Source organism: Rossellomorea aquimaris (assembly GCF_020172085.1).
In the GTDB taxonomy this organism is placed as follows: Bacteria; Bacillota; Bacilli; order Bacillales; family Bacillaceae_B; genus Rossellomorea; species Rossellomorea aquimaris_E.
In genome coordinates this window covers 115,029-129,061 of record NZ_JAIVAT010000003.1, presented here as the reverse complement: position 1 = coordinate 129,061, position 14,033 = coordinate 115,029, and the positions used below count along the sequence as shown (strand labels likewise).

At 38.5% G+C, this 14,033-nt stretch carries 14 protein-coding genes, 1 pseudogene and 1 riboswitch; of the genes and pseudogenes, 2 read left to right on the top strand and 13 right to left on the bottom strand.

Features of this window, described 5'->3' with window-relative positions; translation table 11 throughout:
• Nucleotides 1-78 precede the first annotated feature (78 nt).
• Entirely contained in the window at nucleotides 79-591 is a 513-nt protein-coding gene (locus LCL96_RS01290; protein ID WP_224939691.1) for a DUF6143 family protein, read from the top strand.
• 570 nt (nucleotides 592-1,161) lie between these two features.
• Here LCL96_RS01290 and LCL96_RS01285 read toward each other — a convergent pair.
• Entirely contained in the window at nucleotides 1,162-1,377 is a 216-nt protein-coding gene (locus LCL96_RS01285; RefSeq protein ID WP_224939690.1) for a hypothetical protein, read from the bottom strand.
• Nucleotides 1,378-1,413: 36 nt separating this feature from the next.
• A complete protein-coding gene (locus LCL96_RS01280; RefSeq protein WP_224939689.1) occupies nucleotides 1,414-1,671 on the bottom strand; it encodes a DNA-binding protein in 258 nt (85 codons plus the stop codon).
• Between the two features lie 778 nt (nucleotides 1,672-2,449).
• Here LCL96_RS01280 and LCL96_RS01275 point away from each other — a divergent pair.
• A complete protein-coding gene (locus LCL96_RS01275; RefSeq protein WP_224939688.1) occupies nucleotides 2,450-3,313 on the top strand; it encodes a DUF1259 domain-containing protein in 864 nt (287 codons plus the stop codon).
• Nucleotides 3,314-3,964: 651 nt separating this feature from the next.
• On the opposite strand, the pseudogene LCL96_RS01270 reads toward LCL96_RS01275, so the two are convergent.
• The 11 genes and pseudogenes from LCL96_RS01270 to LCL96_RS01220 all read right to left on the bottom strand — a co-directional run.
• Nucleotides 3,965-4,105, bottom strand: a pseudogene (locus LCL96_RS01270) (hypothetical protein); the annotation flags it as partial.
• A gap of 546 nt (nucleotides 4,106-4,651) precedes the next feature.
• Entirely contained in the window at nucleotides 4,652-5,848 is a 1,197-nt protein-coding gene (locus LCL96_RS01265) for a M20 family metallopeptidase (RefSeq protein ID WP_224939687.1), read from the bottom strand.
• Nucleotides 5,849-5,860: 12 nt separating this feature from the next.
• Nucleotides 5,861-6,697 (bottom strand): MetQ/NlpA family ABC transporter substrate-binding protein, encoded by an 837-nt coding sequence (locus LCL96_RS01260; protein ID WP_224939686.1) that lies wholly within the window; start codon nucleotides 6,695-6,697, stop codon nucleotides 5,861-5,863.
• 11 nt (nucleotides 6,698-6,708) lie between these two features.
• The gene (locus LCL96_RS01255) at nucleotides 6,709-7,371 is read right to left on the bottom strand and encodes a methionine ABC transporter permease (RefSeq protein ID WP_224939685.1); all 663 of its coding nucleotides are present in this window, start codon (nucleotides 7,369-7,371) and stop codon (nucleotides 6,709-6,711) included.
• Nucleotides 7,361-8,386, bottom strand: a complete 1,026-nt coding sequence (locus LCL96_RS01250; protein ID WP_224939684.1) for a methionine ABC transporter ATP-binding protein — start codon at nucleotides 8,384-8,386, stop codon at nucleotides 7,361-7,363. The genes LCL96_RS01255 and LCL96_RS01250 overlap by 11 nt, the downstream gene beginning before the upstream one ends.
• Nucleotides 8,387-8,497: 111 nt before the next feature.
• Nucleotides 8,498-8,603, bottom strand: a riboswitch (SAM riboswitch).
• Nucleotides 8,604-8,729: 126 nt separating this feature from the next.
• Entirely contained in the window at nucleotides 8,730-9,293 is a 564-nt protein-coding gene (locus LCL96_RS01245; RefSeq protein ID WP_224939683.1) for a GNAT family N-acetyltransferase, read from the bottom strand.
• A gap of 262 nt (nucleotides 9,294-9,555) precedes the next feature.
• Nucleotides 9,556-10,122: an AAA family ATPase gene (locus tag LCL96_RS01240; protein ID WP_224939682.1), complete on the bottom strand. Its 567-nt coding sequence runs from the start codon at nucleotides 10,120-10,122 to the stop codon at nucleotides 9,556-9,558.
• A 204-nt stretch (nucleotides 10,123-10,326) separates the two neighbouring features.
• On the bottom strand, nucleotides 10,327-11,010 hold the full coding sequence (locus LCL96_RS01235; protein WP_224941252.1) for an alpha/beta fold hydrolase: 684 nt from the start codon (nucleotides 11,008-11,010) through the stop codon (nucleotides 10,327-10,329).
• A gap of 149 nt (nucleotides 11,011-11,159) precedes the next feature.
• On the bottom strand, nucleotides 11,160-11,504 hold the full coding sequence (locus LCL96_RS01230) for a hypothetical protein (RefSeq protein ID WP_224939681.1): 345 nt from the start codon (nucleotides 11,502-11,504) through the stop codon (nucleotides 11,160-11,162).
• Between the two features lie 887 nt (nucleotides 11,505-12,391).
• Complete coding sequence (locus LCL96_RS01225; protein ID WP_412103552.1) at nucleotides 12,392-12,913, bottom strand: MgtC/SapB family protein; 522 nt, start codon at nucleotides 12,911-12,913, stop codon at nucleotides 12,392-12,394.
• 265 nt (nucleotides 12,914-13,178) lie between these two features.
• The gene (locus LCL96_RS01220) at nucleotides 13,179-13,430 is read right to left on the bottom strand and encodes a hypothetical protein (protein WP_224939679.1); all 252 of its coding nucleotides are present in this window, start codon (nucleotides 13,428-13,430) and stop codon (nucleotides 13,179-13,181) included.
• Nucleotides 13,431-14,033: the final 603 nt, after the last annotated feature.

Genomic DNA, 14,033 nt, shown 5'->3' with positions numbered 1-14,033 from the left:
TTAATTAGTATAAAAGCATAATGACTAATCTAAAGGATATATATTTTAATAGTAGACTCTTAAGGAGGGAACCTTCACATGGAAATAAAGCCAAAAGTAGACATTATAAATCCAGCCTATCAAAGTAGCAAAGGAAGGTTGTTTGCAGGAACTTCTGGGGTATTAAAAACGAGTGCTAGTAAAAATGCATGGGCACAACTTGTAAATCCACTACATTCTAATGTGAATTTATATGTCTCTTTTTTTGCTTTGACAAACTTTTCGAGTAAACTAGTGACGGCAGATTTAGTTGTGAATGCTGATCCTCCTGGAACCCCAACGCTATCATCAGATGTGAGTGTTCTGAAACTTGCCTCCCATAATAAACCTGTAGGACAAATCCTCTTCAACCCTAATGTATCAGGCTCATTTTCAGGAGGAAGGATTGTCGGTACCAGAGCGCTAGGCCCCGAAAGAACAGAGCTGGGTTTTAGAGTGGATGGCCGATTGATTATAGAGCCTGGAACTAACGCAATGGTCTTTTTATGCAGTCGTTCCGCTGCTACATCTCAGATAGAGTTTGAATGGTTTGAGAGTGAGGAAATCTTTTAATTTACAGGAAAAATACCTTGGACATGTGTAATTAATAGTTGTTCATTCTGTCATGGGGTTAAGTAACATTAACCTCTTTTTAAAAAATAAAAAAAGCAACTTACTTCCCCAATTCTTAAACAAAGATAGGGAGACTATTCTTATTCAATAATCGCCCCTTTACTTGAATAACTATTAGTCTAATTTACTTCACAACACTTTACTAAATTTGATATTACCTCTGGTCTATTTTTATACCTAAAAACATCTTCAATAGGTAGAACTGCATACCAAGAATTTTCAGATCGTCCAGTTAAAAAGGGTCTATCATAAATCAAATCAATTTTTAACCGTTTATTGGCTTTTATTGAATCCGATAATTCTCTATAAATCTTATTCATTCTATCATCATCAAATACACCCTCAATGGCAATCTCTCCATGAACCCCATCCCACCATGCTAAAAGGACTTAACACTTTCTTAATAACCGAAAAAACCTGTTTCATTATCCTCAAACATCTTTTGAAATAATGCTTTGTCAAAAACTAATATTCCATTATGGTCATACATACCATTATTATTGTTGTTATTTAATGTCTCTTCCCATACCTTTTATAGGTCTGTTCAAATTGGCTATCTAAAATCCCCCATTTTGAACTATCTACATATGGAAATAAAGGGGTTTCTCTATCTTGATTTTTACTGTTCAGATATATGTTTTGAACATATATTAAATAATTTAATAAGTAAGGTGCATTTACCTCTATTTCAAATCCACTATGTACTCTTTCTTGATTATCTTCCATAAAAAAATCCCTCCCTCAATTCCATTAACCTGCCCTTTACTTTAACAACGAATCCTCAAATTGTTTAATCCAACTCTTTAGGTCTTCCTCTTTATAAAGATAGCTTGTTGGAGATTCTAATGCATCTATGTTGCTAATAATTATTAACGCTTCCCAAACCTCTTCGTCATTTATAATAGGGTCATCAGCCATAACGAAAGTTGCTGCCCAATCATACAGCTCTTCTCGACTTATTTCATTCGCGAGGACTAACCTCAACCTATTAATGATTTCTATCAAAGTCGGTTCATCCATTTAAATCACCACTTTAGTTAAGATTTGCACTTTCTTATCTTCCGTTAAACTGCCCTTTACTTGAACAAAGGGGCGGCTGTTTGTTCAACAAACGCCCCCTTTAATAGAAAAATTTTATGCTGTATTTTGAACTAAAATCCTAAAACTTTTACGGTAATATTGATTAACATTAAAATGATATTCAGCCAGACGAAAAATTTAATTATTACCTCGCCCATAACTCTCTACACAATTCAAAATAAAGAATAACCACATAAATCAAGAGGCTAACAACTACACGAAATTTAGAAACTTCTTCAATACCCAAATCGAAAAAATCAATGAATGTATTTATCAAAACAAAGATAACAAATAAAAGAAGATATACCTTGTTTTATAACCTAAGTAACAATGTATTCTACAACCAAATATATAGTACTATTACATTTGATTTTTCAGAAAGCTCATTATGCGATATAAATTGAAATACATACTAAATTTACTCGGTCATTTTATAGATCTTACCATAAAAATTGACATGCAATAAGAACTAAATCCTACTACTTCACACGAACTGATGTGCAACAGCTACCAGAATGCTTCTAATTTTTTGAAGTACAGAAATATGATCAAATCAATAAAGAACGGAGAATATAGAATTTTATCGTTCTTCTCTCCATTTCTGGGGTATAAAAATTTGTTCATTTTTTCTCTAATTTAGATAATGGCCCGAACCTAAATTTACATATCACATAGTATATTATAGTAATGCCTTAATATTTTTAGATGGGAGAAAAATATGAAAGAATGTAACAATAAGATTCACATTGAGACTATATCAGCTTATTCTAAGAAAATCGCAAGGATTATTGGAGGGAATATCCTTGTCGAACTAAGCCCTCCCAATCAAGTTTACATTACTAATTTCCGTACATTTGATACAACCCTAAATGGGAGAAAAACAACCGATCCATTAAACAATATGTTTATTATCACTCATTCATGCGCTCCGCATAATAAGACGCTAAATTTAGGAAGACTTGCATTACTTGATGAGGAAGTAACAGAAGTTGTACTGCGATTAAATACTCAAGGTAATCACGTCACATCTATTAGTGATTATAGTGTCATGTTAAAGCCAGGAATAAAACTTGTTTACTTTCAGGCGATAAGTGATCCTTTTCTTTTTGCCAAGCAGATGAGGGAAATATTAGACTTGATAGGGTGTGTAACCACAGACCACTTGGATTCTTCATGTTCATTCTGTTCTAGGACAAAAGCTATGTGCAAAGATTTTGCAGAGGAAATTGGCACGCCTCTTCAATTTATTGTAGATAATTCTTGTGAAGCAGTGGACATTCAGCCCTTAAATGTAAAAATTAATGGGCAAACAGCACCTGTTTTCCTCGGATACCTCGACTTTTCCATTGAATCAATTGATCATCATAGACAAGCTTTATGTATCGGTACATTAGGATTATTACAAGAACAAGTGCAACCAATCTTGTCAATATTAAAAAAACAAGGTAAGTATACAATATCATCTCTTGTTACCCCTTGGTTCTCAACTCCATCCACTGTATACCTGACTTACTTTGGGATTAAAAACCCCTCATGCTTTGCAAGAGATGCCAAAGATATCATTCGCTTGATCCAAACCTAAATACATTACTCATTCTTCACAGAATACTCTTTTGGCTGTCCATAAAATAGATAGCCATTTTTTTATGTAAGCTTGACAGATGGAATCTTTAGTTTTGTCAGTATGGATTCGCAAGGATATGCTCTTAATATTGGACGCATCCCAGTTCAGTTTAAAGATGCAAATGTTGTAATGTCGAGATTAACACAACTAGGAATTTATTGTAATTTCACGACAGGATTTCCTTGTAGTATGCCTATGCTATCATATGTCTTTGTTCAACAGATTGAGAAACCTGTTGTATTTGCTAAAAAAAATCGTCATGTAATTTAAGGCCAATAATGACATAATGTTTATATAATCTTACAGCATTAGGACCGTATTTCTTTTTGAACGCTAACTCACATCCGGCAAACTTCCCCTGAATATACTGTGGCAGGTGATACAGTCTATTTAAGTATATCCACCTCTTCAAGTTAAATATGGTACTCATCTTATCCTGAATGAAGGAGTGAAAACCCCCCCTTTGTTTAGTGGTTTTGACCTGTTCCCGTGGTGCTCAATAAGTACAAAAAAGACTCCCCCCTTTCAGTCGGGAAGTAGTCTTCTTAAAATTAACTATTCATGTATGGATTCGACAGAAGGTTCATCTTCCTTAGGAGCCCTCTATTTCTCGGTTTCATTAAACCGTTCTAGAGCAAGTTGATTTTCTGCTGTTTTTTCACTAGACGTACCGAACCGTTTTTGTTGGCTAAGACGAAATTGTTCTTCGTACTATTTTACTTTCGCGCTGAGTTCTTCTATTTGATGTTTAAGGGATTCAATTGTAGGTTGTGGAATGAGGGTGTGTAGTTTTCATAATGAGATACACTCTAATGACAATCCTATTTTCCCACCAATAATTTCGGCTGTTTCAATTGATCTAGATCAGTCATTTGTAATAATCATATCCCATTTTTCTTAAAGAGACAGTCTCTCTCCAATGTATAATTCCTATCTCATTTAAGTCACTTACTCCTTGAACATTACCTAAAGAGTTCCATTCTGTTATTCCTTGCCTTGTTAGCCCAACAGTTGTCATTCTCTCCACCCTTTCTCAGATATTCTCTTGGAATATGGAATCTTAGTATAGATGAATACCAACATTTACAAACACCTGAGCCTACTCTTGAAATACTCGTAATAATCCATTTTTATCTCCAAGAAATTAAATATAATTCCAATTATTACAAATTAATTCATTTAAAGCATTATCCTTATTCCATTATATGGCCCTTTAATGAAATACCCCCTCCATACATTCTCCATGAAGCGACGCATCAGAAAAAAGACAGCCCAGATTTGGCTGTCTCTTCATCCTTATTTACTTGAACCGAACTCTTCCCATATTTCCTCCAAAAGCCCCTTATCCGTCAACAATTCATACCCCGTCAAGGCAAGTGCCTTTGCCCCAATCACAAGGGCACGGTCACCCTCGGTGGATATCGCCGCTTCCCTGAATTCGTTCGTGTGGACGACCAGGGATTCGGGGCCGATTTTGATATAGGGATGGATAGTCGGTACCACCCTGCTGACGTTTCCGGCGTCGGAGGAGCCGAGTCCCTTTCGTTCCGTATCGTCAAAGTATTCCCCTAATGACTCGATGGAGCGCTGGAATACTTGATCAAAACGGCGGTTGAGCTGAAAGTGATCGACTTCATTTTGGATTTTGATGACATTCAGTTTCGTCCCGGTGGCGAGGGCCGATTTCTCAGCGATCGCTTTCACTTTCTTCGTGACTTCATTGCACGCTTCCCTGGTTGCAGCCCGTATATAGAAGCGGGCCTTGGCATAGTCAGGGACGATGTTTGGCGCGTCCCCGCCGTGGGTGATGATACCGTGGATACGTACATCATCGGTCACGTGCTGACGAAGGGCGTTAATGCCGTTGAACAGCTGGATCACGCCGTCGAGGGCATTGATGCCGTCTTCAGGGGACGCTGCCGCATGGGCGGATCTTCCTTTAAATTCAAAATCAAGGGGGTCCACCGCAAGGGTTTTTCCTGTCTGTGTTGTTCGGTTGAACGGATGGACCATCATGCAGGCATCCACTCCTTCGAACAAGCCTGCCTTTACAAAGCTTCCCTTCGCACTTCCATTCGGGCCGCCTTCTTCTGCAGGGGTACCGAACACGACCACTTCCCCTCCTGTTTCATCGATTACAGACGACAGGGCGATGGCCGCCCCGCAGCTCGCCGTCCCGATTATATTATGACCGCAGGCGTGACCGAGTCCAGGCAGGGCGTCATATTCAGCCAGGTAGCCAATGACCGGACCTTCTTTCCCTGAATGTTTGCGTGCCACAAAGGAAGTTTCATGACCCGCCACTCCTTGTTCAATGGTGAACCCGTTGGCTGCAAGTAAGGTGGTCAAGGTCTCTGAAGCAAAGAACTCTTCGTTTCCGATTTCAGGGTTGTCGTGGATCTGATGGCTGGTCGACACGAGTTTCACCGCCAATTGATCGACTGCTGAGAGGATGTTTTGTTTACGATCGGCCATCACTGCTGGTTGACTCATCTCTTTACCCTCCTAATGCAATTCACTGACCGGCACGAATGTCGGGATCAGGGAATCTTTGTATGATTTCTTGATATGTTCCGCTACGTCATCTTGCTGGTAGAGCTCCACAATCTTTTGATAGGTCTTGTTGTCTTTATCTTTTTCCTGGGCTGCGATGATATTGATGAACGGCTTGGATTCCGCCCCTTCGATATAAATGCTGTCGTCAACCGGGACCATCCCTGCTTCAACCGCCACACCATTATTGATGATTGATGCAGCAACATCCGGCAGTACCCTCGGAGTTTGGGCAGCGACGACCGGTGTGAATTCAAGGTTTTTCGGATTTTCTTTGATGGCTTCAAGACCCTGTGACTGATCAAATCCTTCATTCAGTTGGATTAAACCTGCTTCCTCCAGTAGGAGAAGGGCACGGCCAAGGTTCGTCGCCTCTTGAGGAACCGCTACTTTACTGCCTTTCGGTAAGTCTTCTACCGATTTATATTTTTCCGAATAGATTCCCATCGGCGCGATGATCGTCGAGCCGATCGGTACAAGATCCAGGTTATGTTCTTCCACGAAAGAATCAAAATACGAAATCGTCTGGAAGGCGTTCAGGTCGATATCCCCATCGGCCAGCGCCTGGTTCGGCCTCACGTAATCGGCAAACTCTACAATCTCGATGTCAATTCCTTCCTTCGCTACTTTCTCTTTCATGTACTCCCAAATCGGCACGCCAGATCCATTCACTCCGACTTTCACGACTTCTTTTTCACCTGATCCGGATGCACTGTTTCCCGAGCAACCGCTCAATAGTAGGGTAAAAAATAGAATCGCGATACCTGCTAGACTGATTGATTTTTTCATATTCCTCTCTCCTAACGTCTCCTGATGATTTTTGATAATGTATTTCCTGCCGTCTGAAGTCCCTGCACCATCACGATTAAAATGATGACGGTCACGATCATGACGGATGTTTCAAAACGCTGATATCCGTAAGCGATGGCCAGATCTCCAAGGCCACCGCCTCCAACTGCCCCGGCCATGGCCGATGCACCGACAAGGCCGATGGTCGCAATCGTGATATTCAGGACCAGAGTACTCAGTGCTTCTGGAATGAGGATCCCGAAGATGATCTGCCACGGCCCGGCCCCCATGGACTCCGCCGCTTCAATGACACCCGGTTCCACTTCAAGGAGGGAACTCTCTACGAGTCTAGCAATATATGGTGCGGCAAATACGACCAGCGGTACGACCGCTGCCGCCGTTCCAATCGACGTCCCCACTACCAATCTTGTAAAGGGGATGATGGCCACCATTAAGATGATGAACGGGATCGAACGAAACACGTTGATGATGCTGCTCAATACGGAAAAGACGGCTTTATGTTCAAGTAAGTGCCCCTTCCTCGTCACCACGACGATGATGCCGAGGGGAAGCCCGATCAACGTGGCAAATAGAAGGGAGAATGACACCATCGCCACGGTATCCCATGTCGCTTCTATAATTCTTGGCCAGAATAATTCCCAGTTAACTTGCACGCTTCTCCACCTCGCTTACGAATAATCTGTTTCTCCAATATTCCAGGATTTCTTCCGTTTCCTTCTTGCTGCCGATGATCTGCACGATGAGATTTCCGAAAGGCTTGCCCTGTAGTTCCGTGATCTGGCCGAATAATACATTGATATGGGCATTGAATGCCTTGGCCGTTTCGGAAAGGATCGGCGTACCCGTCGAATCCCCCTTAAATATGAGGCGGCAGATGCGCCCTTCCTTACTGTCATTCAATTTATCAAGAACCGATACAGGCAGCTGATCATTCATGACACTCTTCACAAAGTTTCTCGTCGTCGAGGTCTGCGGGTTGGAGAAGATATCGAAGACGCTTCCCTCTTCCACGATTTCTCCATTTTCCATCACCGCGACCTTGTCACAGATTTCCCGGATGACCCCCATTTCGTGAGTGATCATCACAATCGTAATGCCATACTCCGCGTTGATTCTCTTTAATAAGTTCAGAATCGATTCCGTCGTCTGAGGATCAAGGGCGGATGTCGCTTCATCGCAGAGCAGAATCGAAGGCGATGTCGCCAGTGCTCTTGCTATCCCCACCCTTTGCTTCTGCCCTCCTGACAGTTCATCCGGATAATGCTTCGCTTTATCTTCCAGTCCGACAAACGCGAGCAACTCCTTTACTCTTTCGCTGATTTTATCTTTCGGCCATTTTGCCAGTTTCAGAGGATAGGCGATATTCCCTGCCACCGTCCGGGATTGAAACAGATTGAAGTGCTGAAAGATCATCCCGATGCGGTGCCTTTCCTTCCTCAGATCGATGGCCGACTGATCCTTCAGGCTGCGCCCCTCTATGAAAATATCACCCGAAGATGGTTTCTCTAAAAAATTGAGACAACGGACAAGCGTGCTTTTCCCCGCTCCGCTGAATCCGATCACCCCGTAAATTTCACCCTTCTTCACTTCGAAGGAAACATTTTTCAAAGCGGTGAATGGGCCATCCTTCGTCTCGAAAACTTTCGTAACATTCTGAACTCTGATCATACAGGACCTGCTCCTTTCGCTATGTAGTCTTCTTGTTGAACATCGTAGCTCAAATAAAAAGTGCCCCCCTTCATAAGAAGAGAGGCACAAAAATATGTATATGTCCCGCTCTTCTCATCTTTCAAGTCATATGACTTGATGGAATTGGCACGGTATTCATTAAGAACCCGTTGCCGAGGTATCACAGGGCCAGTCCCTCCACCTCTCTGGATAAGAAGATATCGCTTTATTAAATTAAAGTTATGATGCGTTTTAGCATTAGGGTTATGGTAATAGATTCTAGTTGGATTGTCAATCCTGTTTTTGAATATTAAAATCCTTTTTGATTTATTTTCAATGATGTTTACTTAATCATTGAATAAATACAAGTGTCCGTTCGCTTGCTGCCATCTGCGGATAAATCATCATTCCGTAAGGTTCCTTCCAATTCAAAACCTAGTTTTGCTGCGACCGAACGACTTTTATTGTTTGTTGATTCACATCTTATTTCAATTCTTCTAAACTTGAATTTCTGAAAGCCAAGGTTCGTTAACTCACCTACAGCTTCTGTCATATATCCATTGCCACTAAATGGCGAGTTAATCCAGTATCCAATCTCACATTTTGAAATCTTCCAATTCATTCTGTGAAGGCTAGCCGTTCCAATAAAATCATTCGTATCCTTATGAAAGATAAGATAGCGAAGGCATTCTCTTTTCAAAAAATCGATATGGGCGTTCCTCAGGAGAATTTCTGTTTCTTCAACAGTAGGAATGGACTGAAATAAAACCAACCATTGCTTCAGCTCATTAATTGAATCCTTAATCGCTTGGTGTACTACCTTCCCGTCCCCAGCTTGTTGCGGTGCTCGAAGAATGAGTCTATCTGTTTCGATTTGTAACGGAACATCTATTAAAATAGGATCCATCTCGTTTCCCCTCTCTAAAACTTTAAAGTAAGATTTAATGAAAAAACGTTCTCCCTTTTTTATATTTCACCCCAGTTTAGATTTCTGTTAATGTAATTCAACAAAAAAGTACATTAATCCTTCAAGGGATCAATGTATTTAAATTTGGATCTTATGAGTGGGAACTTTAAGATGAACCAATTAATTACCTGCTAACCTGCACTAAATAGTTTCAGGTTTTCTTAAGGCTTTCCTTTTAGCTTAATATTAGGATGAATTTGAATCAAAAACAGTTAGCAATATGAACGATTTCTTTAATTACAGAATCAACATCCTTATTATCTCTAATTACAAATAAATAATCTGCTTCCCCTTCTTCAGGGTCCACAACATCTTTATTCATAGAACCGCTCTGTTGACTATAGAGTACTTCCTTAAAGTTAGAATAAGCTCCCCTAAGTATATTGGTACTTCGTTTACTTTTAATTACTCTTTCATAAAGAACTTCATCAGGAATATCAAAATGAACCAAGATACTTACAAACGCATTTTTATCATATACTTTTTCTAGTAAATACTTTCTCCCTTTTCTAGTACGGTTTGCACTACTAGCAATAATATGAAAGTCCGTGTGTTCTTTAGCATAATCAACAATCACCTGTGATACAGAATGCTTTAGAATGTTAGGTCCTTGTTTTGGTAATAGATTCTTATAATATGTATTTAAAAATTCAGCGTTATTATCTTGGTCCATTATAAAAGAATTATTTAACTTGCTTTCTAAAGCTTTTGCAAATGTAGTTTTTCCACTATGGGTTTTACCTACTGTCATTATAACTAACCTTTTCATACTTTCCCCTTTTTCTTAGAGATTGAGATTTTTAATATTGAATCGCTTTGAGTGGAGTGCACCCTTAATTAGAAAAAATCCCAATTAAGGTTTCGAATCTTCCATTATTGTGCCCGATAATTTATTAGGGCAATAACCTTGATCTGAGTAACTGACCTTCTGTTATTGCCCCAATAAAGGAATAAGGATTTTAATGAATTAGTGCTATTTATTAGCTTCTAAAAATGTTGTAAGTATCTTGTTATATATTGCTGGCTCTTCAATATTTACTGTATGTCCTGTATCAGGAACTAATCCAACTCTAATATCATTATTCAGTTTCTTCATATAAGTCGCTGCCTCTACTTCGTGCATTTCATTACTCCCATTAAGTAGTAACATTGGAACTCTTATACTCTTTATTTCTTCAGGGGTAGCACTTGGATACTTATAAGTCATCTGATACAAAACCTTTTTTAAGGTCTTATGCCATTTATCTCCGTGCAGGGACATAAAGTACTCTGCTGTCTCTTTATCGTTTTCCTCAATATTTAAGAAGAATTCATATTGTTTCTCCATAACACTAATTAACTCTTCAGGAATATACGGCGAATAACCAGTGAGCACTATACCTTTTACTAACTCTGGCTCTCTCAGGGCAATATGTATAGCTAAAGATGCTCCTAAAGACAAGCCAACCAGAAATACTTCTCCTTCTTGTTTCATTTGAGAAATGACGTATTTTAGAGCATCTTCAAAATAGTTATCAGAAGCCTCGACTGGTGAGTTCCCGTGTCCTGGTAAATCAATTAGGATCGCTTCATAACCATCACCTAAACTAGAAACTTGGTTAGAGAAATGAGTTTCTCCAGTACCCATAAATCCATGTAAAAAATATACTCTCTTTATTACAATCTCCCCCTCTGAATCATCTAATCTAATATTAACATATTATTCCATAAGTCTACCCCATAATTGAAGAAGGGCAATAACGAGATCATTAGCAGATCTTTAGTTATTGCCCAGTTTATTGTAGAATTGAATTCAAGATATATATATTACTGAAATGTTTCAGCTTCCGTTTCAGTTAACCACTTATCTATTGCCTTTACAGGAAAATAGGTGGTATATCCAATTTTTATATAGGGTATTTCACTTGTAGTAACATTACCCTCTTTTTTGGGTAGAATCTTTTCTAATTGCTCGTCGTTTATTCCCAGGTATTCTTTTAGTTCTAGATGATTTAATAATTGATGTTCTTGAGGTGTAACAACAGTAACTTGATCAACTGCTGCAACCGCTTTCTGATTACCGTTATTATTTAGTGAATTAGAAACCATCCAAGCACCAGCTAATACACAAACCCCCAAGAATATTAGAGAAAAATTATTTGTTTGCTTCATAAAATAAATATCACTGCCCCCTCTATTAACTTATATAATAAATTATTCCAAATACAAATTATTACAAAATAATGCATTTTGAGCAAGAGTGGACCATCAATATATGTTCATTTTAGACTTAATTTCAGTGCTCCTTTTCGGTTAAACTGCCCTTTAACTTAATACCAATTAATACAAAAAATATTCATTCATACAATGATTTCATGCCAGCAAAAAAAGCACGATATTAAATTATCGCGACAATTAATGCTTACATTTAATTCCTCTTAATATTGAAGTATTAATTCAAAAGAATGATAAACATCTTTCTAAAATATAGACAGAATTGACAAATAAACACATGTAACTGTCAAAATAAAAAAGATAACAGAAATTCGAAGATTTCTTCTCATTTTTATTCCATAAGCACAAAAAAAGATAGCAGCAGCTAATTTAGAAATGCTTTGTAAATAATCATTATACGAAAAAAATGAACTACTAAAAATAATTGAAGAAAGTAAAGTGGTAATAATCAAAATTTTAAACCACAATGGCTCACTTAGAAAATGTTTAATCATAAATTTTATACGTTGCAATACTGAATAACTCCTTTCTGAAAACGTTTAGTCTAATTAAACATATGGAATTTTTTCTAAAACTTTACTACCCTCGAATGCAAATTCATCCCATTTTAAAAAGATTCATTCAAAGGTAATACTTTACTCATTAAATTAATTACAGTTATTCTTCAGCAGGATTCCAAAATTGAATCGTAGTATTGTTCAATAAAATGTCCTTTAATTGGACAAATTGATATAAAAAAACTGACCTATGCCAATTCATAGGTCAGCTTTGTTGTCATCTAGAAAACGGAGCCCTCTATCCTTAGGAGCTAAGGTCCGCTTGTTTTACCTCCCAGCCTTCTTGTCTTCTTTCTCTTCCTCTTTTTTCTTTCTTATCTTCGGCAAGCGCACGATCGTGATTTCCCTTCCTTCAAAGAAGTTTCCGATCCTCGTCATGAGGAACGTGACCAGGGTCGCAAAGATCACAATGCCGTAAAATCCCGCTCCAACCCCGATTCCGACTCCCCCGACGTAAAAGATCATCGCGGCGGAAGTAAGTCCTTTCACGCGCAGACCGTCCTTCAGGATTACCCCTGCCCCTAAGAAACCGAGCCCAGATACAATTTGAGCGGCGAGTCGGAAGGGATCCATCATTTTCCCACTGTCCGGTTGACTGAGCATTTCGGCACCTTCGATTGAGACAATGGTGATCAAGGTACAGGCCACTGCTACGTACGTATAGGTTTTTAAACCGGCTGGCTTATTCTTTGATGACCGGTCCCATCCGATGATGAAGCCTAATATCGCACTCACCACAATCCGGAAATAAATATCATGCTGCCAGAAGAAATCCGTTAATCCATCCATGTAATGCGCCATGACTCCATCCTCCTTAAATGAAAAAGAGATCTCGCCACAAAACGAATGCATCCTTTCTCCTCTAACAGGGGAAAAAATCATACATATCGCTTCATAGGTGATCTCTTCCACTTTTCCTACCAAGCTTAAATCCAAATATTTTTTTCTATTATACACGAATTCACATCTTATTTCAATATAACATCCGAACATTCTAAATATACAGTAAATTCACTTCTTATTCCATTAAAATACCTTATATTGAAAATAGTTCTTACAGTCCTCCCTCCATTATAAACCCCCATATAAGCATAAGAAATCCTCCAACAAGAATACCAAATACTGAGATTAAGATTGCCTTTGGTTTACCATTTTTGATTAACAAGGCCGTCACCAACGCTAATACTATTCCAGTAATTAGCACGGTGGTATCTACATACCAACTTACTTTCCCTTTCAAAAGTAAAAGCAGAATAAAAGTAACTCCTATCATTCCGATCGGTGCCCAACCTAGATACTTTCTCATTTTACCCTCCTACCAATATTAACTTGTTTATTAGAAGAAATCCGGCAACTCTAAATTAAATTAGGGCATTTATTTGACCGCTTATTGAAAAAAGAAAATAGCCAAATCAATTATTGGATCTTCAACTAATGTTGGAAAGTTACTTAATTTTTTTATGCTGATTAATAGCAAGAAGATACACGAGAATCGAAAACAAAATGTTTGATGAAAACGCGATTGCAGACAACATATTTTCAACATTAAAAATGAGCCTAAATGTAATTGCTGCAAGCACACTAACCAGTAAAGGATACGTCATTTTTAATCGCCTATAAAATTTGTGGAAAATCAACCCGAAAACCATAACTAATATCAGCATTATAAATAATTGAAACATCAAAAGTGAGAAAAACTCCATAATCTCACTCCTCCTTTAGTGTAATTTTACACTTAAAGGGTGAATTTATCAAATCATTTTTCCACTATTTACAATCAAACCAATACAACCTTTTTCTCAAAAACAAATAAAGCAGTCTAAATCATTTATGATTTAGACTGCTTTTTGTCGTTTATTCTCTCTGAACGGTAACTCATATTCACTCGGGATAGGGGCTATTTATAAAG